Source organism: Phenylobacterium sp. (assembly GCF_031360265.1).
GTDB lineage: Bacteria > Pseudomonadota > Alphaproteobacteria > Caulobacterales > Caulobacteraceae > Phenylobacterium.
In genome coordinates this window covers 1-13,325 of record NZ_JANMBF010000104.1, presented here as the reverse complement: position 1 = coordinate 13,325, position 13,325 = coordinate 1, and the positions used below count along the sequence as shown (strand labels likewise).

Annotated in this window: 16 protein-coding genes and 1 tRNA gene; 6 read left to right on the top strand and 11 right to left on the bottom strand. The window is 69.4% G+C overall.

Translation table 11 applies throughout. The annotated features are described in order from the left end of the window. Positions 1-28 precede the first annotated feature (28 nt). From RMN86_RS09475 to RMN86_RS09465, 3 genes are all read right to left on the bottom strand, one after another. A complete protein-coding gene (locus RMN86_RS09475) occupies positions 29-397 on the bottom strand; it encodes a hypothetical protein (protein WP_309605595.1) in 369 nt (122 codons plus the stop codon). A gap of 76 nt (positions 398-473) precedes the next feature. Further along, positions 474-671, bottom strand: coding sequence for a hypothetical protein (locus tag RMN86_RS09470; RefSeq protein ID WP_309605594.1), 198 nt, complete (start codon positions 669-671; stop codon positions 474-476). Positions 672-713: 42 nt separating this feature from the next. Continuing rightward, positions 714-2,099 carry an amidase family protein gene (locus RMN86_RS09465; protein ID WP_309605593.1) on the bottom strand — a complete coding sequence of 462 codons (1,386 nt, stop codon included), beginning with the start codon at positions 2,097-2,099 and terminating at the stop codon, positions 714-716. 166 nt (positions 2,100-2,265) lie between these two features. Here RMN86_RS09465 and RMN86_RS09460 point away from each other — a divergent pair, with 166 nt between their 5' ends. After that, positions 2,266-2,532, top strand: coding sequence for a DUF2061 domain-containing protein (locus tag RMN86_RS09460; protein WP_309605592.1), 267 nt, complete (start codon positions 2,266-2,268; stop codon positions 2,530-2,532). A 14-nt stretch (positions 2,533-2,546) separates the two neighbouring features. On the opposite strand, the gene rsfS is transcribed toward RMN86_RS09460, so the two are convergent. The 7 genes from rsfS to RMN86_RS09425 all read right to left on the bottom strand — a co-directional run bounded on the left by rsfS (position 2,547) and on the right by RMN86_RS09425 (position 9,068). Beyond that, complete coding sequence (gene rsfS, locus RMN86_RS09455; protein WP_405041340.1) at positions 2,547-3,023, bottom strand: ribosome silencing factor; 477 nt, start codon at positions 3,021-3,023, stop codon at positions 2,547-2,549. A 33-nt stretch (positions 3,024-3,056) separates the two neighbouring features. Further along, positions 3,057-3,719 (bottom strand): nicotinate-nucleotide adenylyltransferase, encoded by a 663-nt coding sequence (locus RMN86_RS09450; protein WP_309605591.1) that lies wholly within the window; start codon positions 3,717-3,719, stop codon positions 3,057-3,059. Beyond that, the gene (locus RMN86_RS09445; protein ID WP_309605590.1) at positions 3,685-4,962 is read right to left on the bottom strand and encodes a glutamate-5-semialdehyde dehydrogenase; all 1,278 of its coding nucleotides are present in this window, start codon (positions 4,960-4,962) and stop codon (positions 3,685-3,687) included. Before RMN86_RS09445 ends, RMN86_RS09450 begins: the two co-directional genes overlap by 35 nt. Before the next feature lie 70 nt (positions 4,963-5,032). Then, on the bottom strand, positions 5,033-6,226 hold the full coding sequence (gene queG / locus RMN86_RS09440; protein WP_309605589.1) for a tRNA epoxyqueuosine(34) reductase QueG: 1,194 nt from the start codon (positions 6,224-6,226) through the stop codon (positions 5,033-5,035). Continuing rightward, positions 6,207-6,893, bottom strand: coding sequence for a glutathione S-transferase family protein (locus RMN86_RS09435; RefSeq protein ID WP_309605588.1), 687 nt, complete (start codon positions 6,891-6,893; stop codon positions 6,207-6,209). Before RMN86_RS09435 ends, queG begins: the two co-directional genes overlap by 20 nt. Positions 6,894-6,958: 65 nt before the next feature. Continuing rightward, positions 6,959-7,903: a cation diffusion facilitator family transporter gene (locus RMN86_RS09430; RefSeq protein WP_309605587.1), complete on the bottom strand. Its 945-nt coding sequence runs from the start codon at positions 7,901-7,903 to the stop codon at positions 6,959-6,961. 49 nt (positions 7,904-7,952) lie between these two features. Then, a complete protein-coding gene (locus RMN86_RS09425) occupies positions 7,953-9,068 on the bottom strand; it encodes a citrate synthase/methylcitrate synthase (protein WP_309605586.1) in 1,116 nt (371 codons plus the stop codon). A gap of 89 nt (positions 9,069-9,157) precedes the next feature. On the opposite strand from RMN86_RS09425, the gene RMN86_RS09420 reads away from it, so the two are divergent. The 4 genes from RMN86_RS09420 (at position 9,158) to RMN86_RS09410 (ending at position 11,964) form a co-directional block, all read left to right on the top strand. Further along, positions 9,158-10,321, top strand: coding sequence for a citrate synthase (locus tag RMN86_RS09420; RefSeq protein ID WP_309605585.1), 1,164 nt, complete (start codon positions 9,158-9,160; stop codon positions 10,319-10,321). A 200-nt stretch (positions 10,322-10,521) separates the two neighbouring features. Next, complete coding sequence (locus RMN86_RS09415; protein ID WP_309605584.1) at positions 10,522-11,325, top strand: undecaprenyl-diphosphate phosphatase; 804 nt, start codon at positions 10,522-10,524, stop codon at positions 11,323-11,325. A 92-nt stretch (positions 11,326-11,417) separates the two neighbouring features. Further along, on the top strand, positions 11,418-11,711 hold the full coding sequence (locus RMN86_RS18150) for a BrnT family toxin (RefSeq protein WP_405041337.1): 294 nt from the start codon (positions 11,418-11,420) through the stop codon (positions 11,709-11,711). Positions 11,712-11,721: 10 nt separating this feature from the next. Next, on the top strand, positions 11,722-11,964 hold the full coding sequence (locus RMN86_RS09410) for a BrnA antitoxin family protein (RefSeq protein WP_309605583.1): 243 nt from the start codon (positions 11,722-11,724) through the stop codon (positions 11,962-11,964). 13 nt (positions 11,965-11,977) lie between these two features. On the opposite strand, the gene RMN86_RS09405 is transcribed toward RMN86_RS09410, so the two are convergent. Next, positions 11,978-12,949, bottom strand: coding sequence for a complex I NDUFA9 subunit family protein (locus RMN86_RS09405; protein WP_309605582.1), 972 nt, complete (start codon positions 12,947-12,949; stop codon positions 11,978-11,980). A 114-nt stretch (positions 12,950-13,063) separates the two neighbouring features. On the opposite strand from RMN86_RS09405, the gene RMN86_RS09400 reads away from it, so the two are divergent. After that, a tRNA-Leu gene (locus RMN86_RS09400) sits at positions 13,064-13,150 on the top strand. Positions 13,151-13,325: the final 175 nt, after the last annotated feature.

The window sequence follows — 13,325 nt, the reverse complement described above, 5'->3', positions numbered from 1 at the left end:
TCTGGCGGCCCTTGCCGCCGCCGCGACGCTATTTCGGCAAACCCTTCACGAGCTTCAGCCGGATCGGCGTCCCGACGAAGTCCCTGGAGGTCAGCCCGACCTCCGGATCGGCGGGCAGGACCTGGCAGAAGCTGAACGGCATGGCCGGGCTGGTCTGCTTGAGGCAGACCTTCTCACCCCGCATCGACCACTTGCCGGCCAGCGGGTTGCCGCGCCGACTGCGGCCGGTCCAGCTTCCATCGGGCTTCAGCCAGATCTTCTGGGAGCGCCCGTCAGGATAGATCGACATCACTGTATTGCCGAAGGTGGAGGCGATACCGGCAGGCGGTTCGGCCAGGGCGGGCGGGGCGGCGCAGGCCATGGCAGCCGCGGCGATCAGCAAGATCTTCATAGGCATGGCGGATCCAAAACTAGGAGGAGGAGCGACAAGGCGCCACCTTGCCGGCGCGCGAGGTGAACCGCGCCTGAAGGGGCTATTGCGGCAGGGCGGCCACCGGTGTCAGGCCGTGCTCGACGCGGGCGTCGACGCCCGACCAGGCATGCACCTGATGGCAGACCGGACAGCGGAACGACCGCGTCTCCACCATCGTCGTGAGCTCAAAGTCCTGGCTACGGTGGCCTGTGGGAACGTCCTGACCTGAGGTCGGGCAGCTGATGATGATCCTGGGCATACGAGTCCAACGGATTCAGGCAGATATGGTTGCCTGTTTCCCCTATGATGGGGGCTGGAACCCGCCAAATTCACGCTCCAGAAGCTCGGCGAAAGCCAGCGTCGTGCGGTCCTCCAGGTAAGGCCCGACAATCTGCACGCCGATCGGCAGGCCGGCGAGCGTCCGCCCGATGGGGACAGCCGTGGCCGGCAGGTTGGCCAGCGTCGCCAGACCCGGCCAGGCCAGCTGGGCGAAATAGGGCGTCGGCTTGCCGTCGATCTCCAGAGTCCGCCGGTTTCGGTCCGGTTCGTCGGTGTGCAGAAACGCCACCTGCCCGAAGGCCGGCGCTACGACCACGTCGAAGGTTTCGAACAGCCCGCGCCACTGCCGTCGCACCGCCACCTGGGCGTCCAGCAGGGCCATCCACTCATGGGCGGTGACGGTGCTTGGTTCTGGCCCGCCACGCGACATTGCGACGCCGAGCAGGGCCCCATAGGTCGCCTGCGCCGCGGCAAGATCTGGGAGGAGATTGCTCTCGCGGTCCACCCGGGCGCCCAGGGCCTCCAGGCGACCGCCCAGGGTCGCGAGGGCGGCACAGATCTCAGCGTCCACACTCGCCGAAGGGTGCCGGTCGATGATCAGGATCCGGAAGTCGCTGAGCCCGGCATGGCGCGCCCCGGGAAGGTCTAGACGATAGGCCATCGACAACGGGAAATCCGGGCCGGCGACAACGTCCAGCGCCAGCGTCAGGTCGCGCGCGGTGCGCGCCAGCGGACCCACCACGGCCAGCGGAAGGCCCCCGCCGCCCTGCGTCCCCGGCGGCTGGTGTCCGCGCACCGGGATCAGGTCAAAGGACGGCTTGTGGCCATAGACCCCGCAGAAGGCGGCGGGCACGCGGATCGAGCCGCCGATGTCGGACCCGAACTCCAGCGGGACCATGCCGGCCGCCAGCGCGGCCGCGCCGCCGCCGGACGAGCCGCCCGGCGTCCGCGTCAGGTCGTAGGGATTGCTGGTTCGCCCATAGACCGGATTGGCGCTCTGCCAGTCGGCGAGGAAGGGCGGGATATTGGTCTTGCCGAGGATCACCGCCCCTGCCGCCTTCAGGCGCCCGACGGCGACGCTGTCCTCCGGTGCGCGGAACTCCCTGAAAGGCTCGAAGCCCCAGGTGGTCGGCAGGCCCTGCACATTGTGCGATTCCTTGACGGTCATCGGCAGGCCAAGCAGCGGCCGGCGCTCGCCCCGCGCCAGGGCCACATCCGCGTCGCGAGCCGTCTGGCGCGCCCGGTCGAAATCGCGAACCACCACCGCGTTGATGGCGGTATCGCGCGCCTCGATGCGAGCGATGGCGGCGTCGGCCAGCTCCAGGGCGCTCACGCGGCGGGCGGCGAGGGCCGCGACCAGATCGGTCGCCGAGGCGTCCGGGATGTCGCGGCTCAGGGTCTCGGACATGGCGAAAATCTCCTTCGCGCCGATCCGAACATCGCCGGCCGGCGAAGTCCAGGACCGCGATTGCTCCGCACCCCACTCAGAAAACCTATCGATCTGGTCGCGATTAATTGACTGCGACCGCACTCCACCTGTGATTATGGTTCAGGACAGCCAGGGACCAAGACCCATGTTCATTCGCGCGCCCGAAGCCCACTCGCGCTCGATCATCAAGGCGATCAGCTGGCGTATCCTCGGCAGCATCGACACCTTCGTGATCAGTTATTTCGTCACCGGCAAGCTGGTCTTCGCGCTGTCGATCGCCTCGGTGGAGACGGTGACCAAGATCATCCTTTTCTATGGGCACGAACGCGCCTGGGCCGCGGTGCCCTGGGGTCGCGCGGACACGGTCGTCGCCCAGCCCGCGCCCACGGCCGTCCCCGAGCGGGTCGCCTGAGCGCGCCACACCCCTTAGACCACCTGGCCGGCGGCCTGGGTGTGGTGAGCGCTATCCACCGCCCAGATTTTCTCGATGTTGTAGAAGGTTCGCACCTCGGGCCGGAACAGGTGGACGATCACGTCGCCGGTGTCGATCAGCACCCAGTCGCAGTGCGGCAGGCCCTCGACCCGGGCGCGGCCATAGCCCTCGTCCTTCAGCGCCCGCAGCAGGTGGTCGGCCATGGCGCCGACATGGCGATGCGAGCGGCCTGACGCCACCACCAAGCCGTCGGCGACGGCGGACTTGCCTTTCAGATCGATGAAAACCACGTCCTGCGCCTTGTCGTCGTCCAGGCGGGCCAGAATCAACTGTTCCAGGGCGGCGATACGGGCCCCGGGATCCTTTGGGGCAGCTTGGGAAGGCGTGGTGACTTCCTGCGCACTTGGCGCAACTTTACGGTTCAGCGCGGTGCTCCTTTGATGTCCTCGCCAGGAGACCCTAGCACGCAAAGGCACGTCGGTCAGCCGATCATCGGGGGGCAGTCATCGGCAGGTCTGAGCGGCCTGGCGCGCCCTCAGCGCCGTCGAGGACTGGAAATTGAAGCGGCCGAACAGGAAGGTCCAGGCCGGTGGGCGGGCGTCGGCAAGGGTCAGTGCGCTCCTGGACGTGCGCCGGGAACGCGCGAAGCGGAGCGCGGCGGGCGAAAAGCGGCTCCTTAGCGAGATCCACGGCCGCGAGACCACGGCCACGGGAACCTCGCGCATGATCTGGGTCCAGCCGCGCCAGCGGTGGAAACCGGCAAGGCTGTCGGCGCCCATGATCCAGACGAACTTCACCCCGGGAAACCGGCGCTTCAGGGCGCGCACGGTATCGATGGTGTAGGCGCTGCCGAGCCGTGTCTCGGCGTCGGAAACGATCATCCCGGGGCCTGTCGCCAGGGCGCGCGCGCCCGACATCCGCGCCTCCAGGCTCTGCGTCTCGTGGGCGGACTTCAGCGGGTTCTGCGGCGAGACCAGCCAGATCACCCGATCGAGCCGCAGGCGCCGCCGCGCCGTCTCGGCGACATGGGCGTGGCCCTCGTGGGCCGGGTTGAACGAGCCGCCGTAGAGGCCCACGCGCAGTCCGGGCGTCAGATGGAATCCGAGCCGCAGCGCGGCTGGACGTCCCCCGTCAGGGACGCGTCTGGCCGGTCCCGCGGACCACATATTTGTAGGTCGTCAGCTGTTCCGCGCCGACCGGCCCGCGGGCGTGCAGGCGGTCGGTGGCGATGCCGATCTCGGCGCCGAAGCCGAATTCCGCCCCGTCGGCGTACTGGGTGGAGGCGTTGATCAGGACGATGGCGGAATCCACCAGCGTCGCGAAGCGTTCGGCGGCGACCAGATCCTCGGCGACGATGGCGTCGGTGTGCGCCGACCCATAGGCGGCGATGTGGGCCGCGGCGCCGTCGACCCCGTCGACCACGGCGACGCTGAGGATCGGGGCCAGATATTCGGTGCGCCAGTCGTCCTCGGTGGCCTCGGCCATGCCAGGGACCAGGGACCGGGCCCGCGCATCGCCGCGCAGTTCGCAGCCGGCGTCGCTCAGCGCCTTCGCCACCGGCGGCAGGAGCCTCTGGGCGTCGGCGGAATCTACCAGCAGGGTCTCTGCCGCACCGCAGACCGAGACGCGTCGCAGCTTGGCGTTGACGGCAATGGCCGTGGCCTTGGCCAGGTCGGCGCTGGCGTGCAGGAAGACGTGGCAGAGGCCCTCGAGGTGGCCCAGCACGGCCACGCCCCGCGCCTCGTCCTTCACGCGGGCCACCAGGCTCTTGCCGCCGCGGGGAATGATCAGGTCGAGCGCCCCGTCGAGACCGGTCAGCATCAAGCCCACAGCGGTGCGGTCGGCAGTGCGCACGATCTGGACGCAGGTCTCCGGCAGGCCCGCATCGGCCAACCCCGTAGCGACCGCGGCGTGGATGGCGAGGTTGGAGCCCAGGCACTCGGAGCCGCCGCGCAGGATCACTGCATTGCCCGAACGTATGCACAGCGCCGCGGCGTCAGCGGTCACGTTGGGGCGGCTCTCGTAGATGATGCCGATCACCCCGATGGGCGTGCGCACGCGGGCGATATCGAGGCCGTTGGGCCGATCCCAGCGTTCCGTCTCGACGCCCAACGGGTCGGGGATGGCGGCGACGGTCTCCAGCCCCTGGGCCATGGCCTCCACGCGGGTCGCGTCCAGCAGCAGGCGGTCAACCATGGCCGGCGCCAGCCCGGCCCCCCTGGCGGCGGCGACGTCACGGGCATTGGCGGCGATGATCCCGGCCGAGGCGGCGCGCACGGCGGCGGCCATGGCGGCGATGGCCCGGGTACGAGTCGCAGCGTCGGCCAGGCGCAGGGCCACGGTGGCCTGGCGAGCCCCGCGTCCCATCGCCCCCATCTGCGCCGACAAGTTCGCGCCCGCGTCGTCCATCCGCACCCCATATGCTCAGACTGAGCCTTACCTAACTGGTTTGGCGCCTCTCCCCAAGCGCCGCCTCTTCCTACCCGCCTCGGCGCGGCTCCGTCGGGGCAGGGGCGGCGCGCCATTCCGCGGTCACCTCCCGGTCTGGCTCTTGGCGCCGCCGCGACTGACGCAACGCCGCAAACGCCTGTGCGCCCAACAACCGCCCCAACGCCCACACCGCCGCCCCACGCACGACCGGCGCGGGGTCGTCCAGCAGCCGCCTGGCCTCCTCCGCCAGCGCCGGCGCGCCGGAATTGCCGATGGCGTAGAGTACGTTGCGGACGAAGCGGTCGCGGCCGATACGCTTGACAGGACTTCTGGCGAAGAGCGCGCGGAACTGGGCGTCATCCAGGCGGGCCAGCTCGGAGAGGGAGGGCGCCCTCAGCGCCGCGCGGGCGGCCAGTTTCTGTTCCGCCGCACGGCTGGCGAACTTGTTCCAGGGGCAGACCGCCAGGCAGTCGTCGCAGCCATATATGCGATTTCCTAGGGCCGGACGGAGCTCCTGCGGCACAGGCCCCTTCAGCTCGATGGTCAGGTAGGAGATGCAGCGGCGCGCATCAAGTTGGAACGGCTGCGGGAAAGCGTTGGTCGGGCAGACGTCCAGGCAGGCGTGGCAGGTTCCGCAGGACGGCGGGTCCGGCGCGTCGGCCGCCAGCTCCAGGGTGGTCAGGATCGAGCCCAGAAACAGCCACGAGCCGAACTCGCGGCTGACCAGGTTGGTGTGCTTGCCCTGCCAGCCCACGCCCGCCTGCTCGGCCAGGGGTTTTTCCAGCAGCGGCGCGGTGTCGACGAAGACCTTCATCTCGCCGCCGAAGCGGTGTTGCATCCAGTGGGCGAGGGTCTTCAGCCGGCCCTTGATCAGCTGGTGATAGTCGTCGCCCTGGGCATAGACGCTGATCGCCCCTCGGGTCGGCTCGGCCAGCACCGCCATCGGGTCGTGGTCGGGGCCGTAGTTGATGCCCAGCACGATGGCCGAGCGGGCGTCGGCCCACATGGCGCGCGGGTGCGCGCGTCGCGCGGCGGTATCGGACATCCAGGCCATCTCGCCGTGGCGACCGGCGGCTAGGAATTCGGCGAGCCGCGCACCGGCGGGCCAGGCGTCGGCGATCGAGGTGAAACGGCAGGTGTCGAAACCGAGCTTCAGCGCTGCCGCCCTGATCTGCGATTCCGCCCGAAGTTCAGATTCGGGGGGGATCAGGTCTTCGGCAGGCTCAGAAGTCGAGGTCGTCATAGTGCTTGGCCGGCGTCAGGCCCGGCCACCGGTCCGCCAGCAATGGCCGGAAACATGGCCGGGATTTCAGCTTCATGTACCAGGTCTTCACCGCCGGGAAGTCCTGCCAGGGCATATCGCCGCAATAGTCGATCACCGACAGGTGGGCGGCCGCCGCGAAATCGGCCAGCGACAGCCTGCGTCCCGCCAGCCACTCGCGCTCCTGCAGGAGCTTGTCGATGTAGAACATGTGGGTCCTGAGCCCGTCACGGCCCTGGCGCAGGTTGCTGAGATCCGGCGCGCCAAGCCCCAGCAGGCGCTTTTCCATCTTCTCGTGCAGGATATAGCCGCCGGCCTCGTGTTCGAACTTGCGGTCGAACCAGGCCAGCAGCCGCCGCGCCTCGGCCCGTTCGGCGGGGTCGCGCCCGAGCAGCGCCGGCTCCGGCGTGGTTTCCTCCAGGTGGTCGAGGATGGCGCGCGCCTCGCAGATCACCAGGCGGGTCTCGCCGTCGGTCTCCACCAGCACTGGGACCATGCCCGAGGCGTTCATCGCGGTCAGCGCCTTGGGCCGTTCCCAATAGCGCACCTCGACCCCGGTGAAGGCCAGCCGCTTCTCGCCCAGCGCCAGACGCACCTGCCGCGAAGCGGGATCGAGTGGGAAATGATGCAGGGTGCGCTCGAGGCTCATGTCCGGCTGACGCGAAGGGGTGGATCTGAACGGCGCAGTGGACGCCGGACCTCTTAAGGTCTCGTTTACTGTACCTGTTCCGGTCGGACTTCCGCGAACGCCCCGCCGTGCGGCTCGGCCCGCCCCCGCGGGTCGGCGTGGATAATGATGTCGGCCGAGGGGAAGACAGCGAGCACGCGTTTTTCCGCCGCCACAATAACCTGATGGGCGGCCTCCAGCGTCAGGTCGGGGTCGAGATCCACATGCATCTGGATGTGCACATAGGGGCCGGAGGCGCGGGTGCGCAGCTGGTGGACATCGGTCAGCCGAGCGTCCTTCGTCAACAGGGCGACGATCTTCGCCCGCGCCTCGTCGGAGAGTTCGTGGTCCATCAGCTGGCCAGACGCTTCGCGGAAGACGCTCACCGCGCCCCAAAGCAGCACCACGGCGATGGCCAGCGCCGCCAGGGCGTCGAGGCCGTTCAGGCCGAACCAGGCCGAGATCCCGATCCCCACCAGGGCGATCAGGTTGGAGGCGAGATCGCTGGCGTAGTGCGCCCGGTCGCCGGACACCGCCACCGAAGCCGTCCGTTTCAGAACGCGGCCCTGGGCGATCAGCAGAACGGCGGTCAGGATGATCGAGACGACCATCACCGCGATGGCCCAGCTCTGCTGTTTCAGCGGGTGCGGCGCCAGCATGTCGCCGACCGCCTCGCGGGCGATCAGGGCGGCCGAGGCGAACACCAGACCGGCCTGCACCAGGCTGGCGAAGGCTTCGGCCTTGCCGTGGCCAAAGCGGTGCTCTGCGTCCGGCGGGGCGGCGGCATAGCGCACGGCGAAGAAGGTGATCAGCGAGGCCACCAGATCGAGGCCCGAGTCCGCCGTCGAGGCCAGCAGGGCCACCGATCCCGAGGCCAGCCAGGCGGCGATCTTGATCGCCACCAGCACGGTCGCGGTGGCCACCGACAGCAGCGTCACGCGCCGCGTCAGCTCAGCAGTTTCGGCGGGGGTCAGGGCGTGCGGCGCGGTCATCGCCGGACCCTAGCATTTCCCTCCGGCTCGTGGGGAGGGAACGCGGACCTCAGGCGGCGATCCGCGGCTTTGGCCCCACATACCGCGATTGAGGGCGGATCAGCCGCCCGCCGGCCAGCTGTTCGCGAGCATGGGCGATCCAGCCGACCACCCGTCCGGAGGCGAAGACGCAGGTGAAGGCCGACGGCGGATAGGCCAGCGCCTCAAGCAGCAGGGCGGTGTAGAATTCCACATTCGTGTCGAGCGCCCGGTCGGGCTTGCGGTCCTTGAGGATCGCCAGCACCGAGGCCTCCACCGCCTCGGCGAAGGCCAGGCGCCCGGGGGCGCCTTTGCTGCCCGAGATGTTGCTGCCCGCGACGACGCCGGCCTGCGTCAGCCGGCGCACCGCGAGTTTCATGGCGTCGGCGCGGGGGTCGCGGACGCGATAGATCCGGTGGCCAAAGCCCATCAGCCGGTCGCCGCGATCAAGCGCCGCCTCGATCCAGCCCCGCGCGTTCTCCGGCCGGCCGATGGCGTCTAGCATCGCGATGATCGGGCCGGGCGCGCCGCCGTGCAGCGGGCCCTTCAGCGCGCTGATCCCGCCCAGCACCGCCGAGGTCAGGCCCGCCCGCGTCGAGGCGATCACCCGGGCGGCGAAGGTCGAGGCGTTGAGCCCGTGGTCGCTGACGGTGACCAGATAGCTGTCCAGCGCCGCGACCTCGGCCGCGCTGGCGGGCCTGCCGCGCAGCATCCGCAAGGCGTCGGCGGCGTGGCCCAGCGATGGATCGGGCCTGACCGGCGCCTCGCCCGCCTGGGCGCGGACCACGGCGGCGGTGAACACGGCGGGCGCGGCGGCGAGCCGCAGGGCCGTGGCCAGGTCGTCGCCGTCGGCGAGTCGCGCGGTCAAGGCGCGCATCGCCTCGATCGGCGTGCGGTCCAGGAGCCCGGTGTCCAGCGCCGAGACTTCGGCGAAAACCTCCATCCGCGCCGCGCCGAGCGCAGGGACCAGGTCTTCCGGAAGGTCATCGAAGAAGCCGTCCCACAACAGCCGCGCGACCTGTTCAAAGCTCACCTGACCGGCCAGCTGGTCGAGGGATCGGCCGCGAATGATCAGCCGGCCGGCCTGGCCGTCCACCTCCGAGAGCACGGTGTCCGCGGCGACGACGCCTTCCAATCCATCCGACATGACGGTCTCCAGAAACCTGCTTGCGGCCTGCCAGAAATGCCGTCAGTCTTAGTTCGTCAATCTTGATCAATATAATCAATATAACATCGATGCCCACCGCGGACTGGATCGCCGTCGACGAGGCCCGCACCCGGCTGGGGGTGCGCGCGCAGACGCTCTACGCCTATGTCAGCCGCGGCCGCGTGCAGGTCCGGGCCGACCCCGCCGACCCGCGTCGCAGTCTCTATCGCGCCGCCGACATCGCCGCGCTGGCGCTGCGCAAATCGCGCAGCCGCAAGGTTTCCGAGGTGGCGGCCGGGGCCATCGCCTGGGGCGAGCCGGTGCTGGCCTCGGAGATCACCACGGTGGCCGGCGGGCGGCTGTTCTATCGCGGTCGCGATGCGATCCGGCTGGCCGACAGCGAGACCCTGGAGTCGGTGGCGCGCCTGCTACGGGGCGGCCACGGCGCGGCGCTGAAGCGCACCGAACGGCCCGCGCCGCCCGATCATCCCGACATGCGCACGCGGGCCTATCTGGCGCTAGCCGCGCGCGCCGGCGGCGATCCGCCGGCGCGCGGCCGCCACCCCCTGGCGCTGGCGGTGGAGGCCGCGACCCTGCTGGACGTACTGGCCGACGCGGTGGCCGGCGAGGTCGGCGGCGGGGCGATCCACAACCGACTGGCGCTGGCCTGGGGGCTGGGTCCCGGCGGGGCGGGGGCGGACCTGATCCGGCGCATCCTGGTGCTGGTGGCCGACCATGAACTGAACGCCTCGGCCTTCGCCGCACGGGTGGCGGCCTCGACGGGCGCCTCGTTGTCGGCCTCGGCGCTGGCGGGGCTGGCGACCCTGTCCGGCCCGCGTCACGGCGGGGCGACGGCGGCGGTGCGCACCTTCGCCGCCGAGGCCGCCCAGCTAGGGCCAAGCCAGGCCATCGCCAACCGCCTGGTGGAGGATCGCGCCCTGCCTGGGTTTGGCCACCCGCTCTATCCGGGCGACGACCCCAGGGCCGCAGCCCTGCTGGATCGCTTCACCCCGCCGCCGGACCTGCTGGCGCTGCGAGCGGCCGTGCAGACCTTCGCCGGCCTCGCGCCCAACGTGGATTTCGCCCTGATGGCCGCCTGCGAAGCGCTCAGTCTGCCCCCCGACGCTCCGTTCGCGCTGTTCTGCGTCGCCCGCTGCGCCGGCTGGATCGCCCATGCCATCGAACAGGGCCAGGCCGACACCCTGATCCGCCCCCGCGCCCGCTATGTCGGCCCGGAGCCGGACTTCGGGTAACCTCGATTCAGCAATCGAGCGAACGCCTGATCCGGCGCGCCAGCCCACGAGAAAGCCTGGCGCATGATGCGGGGCAAGCTGGCTGCCACCGCAGCGACAGGGTTAAGCAAGCCCCGGCGGCGTCGGCGAGTGGAAGCCTGGTAAACGGCTTCTTCACCCTAGGCGCCCATTCCTCAACGCTGCCTATTCGGGGGAAAACCATGTCGGACTGGATTCACGCCATCATCCTGGGGCTGATCGAAGGCCTGACCGAGTTCATCCCGGTCTCCTCCACCGGCATGCTGTTGCTGGCCAAGCAGGCGATGGGCCTGAAGGACCCGTTCTGGGACACCTTCTGCGTGCTGATCCAACTGGGCGCGATCCTGGCGGTGGTGGTGCTCTATTTCCGCCGGCTGTGGGCGGTGGCGGTGCTGGTCCCCACGGTGCCGCGGGCCCGTGGGTTCGTGCTCAGCATTCTGGTCGCCTTCCTGCCCGCCGCCGTCTTCGGGCTGCTGCTGCATGACGTGATCAAGCAGATCCTGTTCGAGAGCCCTCGGCTGATCTGCTGGGCGCTGATCGTCGGCGGCGTCGTGCTGCTGGTGATCGACCGCTTTGCCCCCTATCCGACCCGCCGCGACCCGATGGCACTGCCGCTGAAGACCTCGTTCATCATCGGTCTCTTCCAGTGCCTGGCGCTGGTACCCGGCGTCTCCCGCTCCGGAGCAACGATTGTCGGCTCCATGCTAATGGGCGTGGAAAAGCGGGTCGCTGCCGAATTCTCCTTCCTGCTGGCGATTCCCGTGATGGCCGGCGCCTTTACCGTCGACGCCTGGAAGAGCCGCCATGAGCTAGCCAACATCGACCACATCGGCCTGGTCGCGGTGGGTTTCGTCGTGTCGTTCTTCGTGGCGCTGGCGGTGATCCGCGCCATGCTGAACATCGTCACCCGACGCGGTTATGCGCCCTTCGGCTGGCTGCGCATCCTGATTGGAGGCGCCGGCCTGGCGCTGCTGACGATGGGCTAGGGTTGACGGCATGTATATACGACTGTACATGCTATGCGCTGTGGCGAACTTGCCCTTCGGCGCCGGACCTCAACACCCGGACTGGGCCGTCCATGGCGAATTTTGAATGGGATGAGGCAAAAGCTGAGGAAAACCTCCGCAAACACGGGATCGGCTTTCGAGACGCGTCATCGTCGCTGCTCGGTTTGAGCTGCACGGTCGCCAGTCCGCGTGGAGGCGAAAACCGTTTTACGTCCCTTTGCGAAACCAACGGTCGGTTGATCGCCGTCGTTTGGACTCCGCGATTTGGCGCCATCCGCCTCATCTCGGCGCGCGCTGCGAGGAAGCATGAGCAAGAACACTATCGTCAGAGTATCCGCCGCACAGCTCCGACGTGGGGACAGTGACTGGGCGCGCGTGGATGCCCTTACGGACGAAGATATCGAACGCGCCATCGCCGAGGATCCCGATTCCGCGCCCCCTCTCGACGCGGACTGGTTCCGGCAGGCCGAACTGGTCATCCCCGTCGCCAAGATCGCCACGTCGATCCGCGTCGACAGCGACGTGATGGGCTGGTTCAAGACGCAGGGTCGCGGGTGGCAGACGCGGATGAACGCGGTGCTGCGCGCCTACGCCAAGGCCCACGGCGGCGTGAAATAGGACGGTTTGCCGCTCAGATCGCCGCCAGCTCGCGGTCTTCCTGGTCGGCGTACTGGCCGCCCTTGCGGTAGCGATAGAGATAGCTCGGCAGCACAGCTTCCAGCGTCGTGGCCGAGATGCCGAGTTCGTCCAGGCCGGGATGGGCGCCGCTGACCACATTGTCGGTCTTCAGCAGCCGGACCTGATCGGCGGTCACCGGCGGCTCGATCAGGGCGCCGGCCAGATTTCCCGCCGCGCCCAGAAGCCCGGCCACTGGCCAGGGCACCGGCGCCAGGAACCGGCGCTTGCCGATCTGCGCCAGCAACAGTTCCATGAGCTGTCGGAAGGTCAGGACCGCCGGGCCGCCAAGTTCATAGGTCTGACCGCCGGCTTGGGGCAGGTTGACGGCGTGGGCCAGCGCCTGCCCCACGTCGCCGACGAACACCGGCTGGAACCGGGTGTGGCCGCCGCCGATCAGCGGCAACACCGGGCTAATCTGCGCCATGGCGGCGAAGCGGTTGAAGAAGGCGTCCTCGGCCCCGAACACGATGGAGGGGCGCAGCACGACGGCGTCCGGATAGATCTCGCGCACGGCGGCCTCGCCGTGGGCCTTGCTGCGCGCGTAGCTCGACTCAGACGCCGGGTCGGCCCCCAGCGCCGACATCTGCACCATCCGCGTCACGCCTTCGGCCCGGGCAGCGGCGGCGATGTTGCGTGCGCCCATGGCGTGGACCGCCTGGAAACCCTGGCGGCCGGACTCGCGCAGCACGCCCACCAGGTTCACCGCCGCACTCGCGCCGGCGAGCGCGCGGCGCAGCGAGGCCTCGTTGCGGACATTGGCCTGGACAATGTCGATCTGACCGACATCGCCGGCCAGGCGCATGGCGTAGGCCAGGTTCGGATTGCGCACGGCGACGCGGATCCGCCAGCCGGCCTTGGCGAGCTGGCGCACGGCGTTCGCGCCGACAAAGCCGGATCCGCCGAATACGGTGACGAGGTTCTGCATGACCGATGCGGATAGACGATGCCGCGCGGCGCCGCAATCCGCTGGCCTTCAGCAGCGTTGACCAGGGAGGGGCGGCGCCCTAAGGAAGCCGGCTCGCGCGATCCGACGGGTCGGGCCCAGGTGGCGGAATTGGTAGACGCGCTGGCTTCAGGTGCCAGTGGCTTAACGGCCGTGAAGGTTCGAGTCCTTTCCTGGGCACCATCCCTCTCTCTATATGGGAGAGGATCTAGTTTGCGCCGGAGCGAGGCGACCTTGGCGAATCATTTGCACATCGGCGATTTACCCAAGGGCGCCTTCGCCGGCGCGACCTCGGTCGCGGTGGATTCCGAGACCATGGGCCTGCGGCTCGGCCGCGATCCGCTCTGCGTGGTGCAGA

Bases quoted from the DNA above. Each gene is read 5' to 3' on its own strand.
- RMN86_RS09475 (WP_309605595.1), bottom strand. From the start codon at position 397: ATGCCTATGAAGATCTTGCTGATCGCCGCGGCTGCCATGGCCTGCGCC.
- RMN86_RS09470 (WP_309605594.1), bottom strand. From the start codon at position 671: ATGCCCAGGATCATCATCAGCTGCCCGACCTCAGGTCAGGACGTTCCC.
- RMN86_RS09465 (WP_309605593.1), bottom strand. From the start codon at position 2,099: ATGTCCGAGACCCTGAGCCGCGACATCCCGGACGCCTCGGCGACCGAT.
- RMN86_RS09460 (WP_309605592.1), top strand. From the start codon at position 2,266: ATGTTCATTCGCGCGCCCGAAGCCCACTCGCGCTCGATCATCAAGGCG.
- RMN86_RS09450 (WP_309605591.1), bottom strand. From the start codon at position 3,719: ATGTGGTCCGCGGGACCGGCCAGACGCGTCCCTGACGGGGGACGTCCA.
- RMN86_RS09445 (WP_309605590.1), bottom strand. From the start codon at position 4,962: ATGGACGACGCGGGCGCGAACTTGTCGGCGCAGATGGGGGCGATGGGA.
- queG (WP_309605589.1), bottom strand. From the start codon at position 6,226: ATGACGACCTCGACTTCTGAGCCTGCCGAAGACCTGATCCCCCCCGAA.
- RMN86_RS09435 (WP_309605588.1), bottom strand. From the start codon at position 6,893: ATGAGCCTCGAGCGCACCCTGCATCATTTCCCACTCGATCCCGCTTCG.
- RMN86_RS09430 (WP_309605587.1), bottom strand. From the start codon at position 7,903: ATGACCGCGCCGCACGCCCTGACCCCCGCCGAAACTGCTGAGCTGACG.
- RMN86_RS09425 (WP_309605586.1), bottom strand. From the start codon at position 9,068: ATGTCGGATGGATTGGAAGGCGTCGTCGCCGCGGACACCGTGCTCTCG.
- RMN86_RS09420 (WP_309605585.1), top strand. From the start codon at position 9,158: ATGCCCACCGCGGACTGGATCGCCGTCGACGAGGCCCGCACCCGGCTG.
- RMN86_RS09415 (WP_309605584.1), top strand. From the start codon at position 10,522: ATGTCGGACTGGATTCACGCCATCATCCTGGGGCTGATCGAAGGCCTG.
- RMN86_RS18150 (WP_405041337.1), top strand. From the start codon at position 11,418: ATGGCGAATTTTGAATGGGATGAGGCAAAAGCTGAGGAAAACCTCCGC.
- RMN86_RS09405 (WP_309605582.1), bottom strand. From the start codon at position 12,949: ATGCAGAACCTCGTCACCGTATTCGGCGGATCCGGCTTTGTCGGCGCG.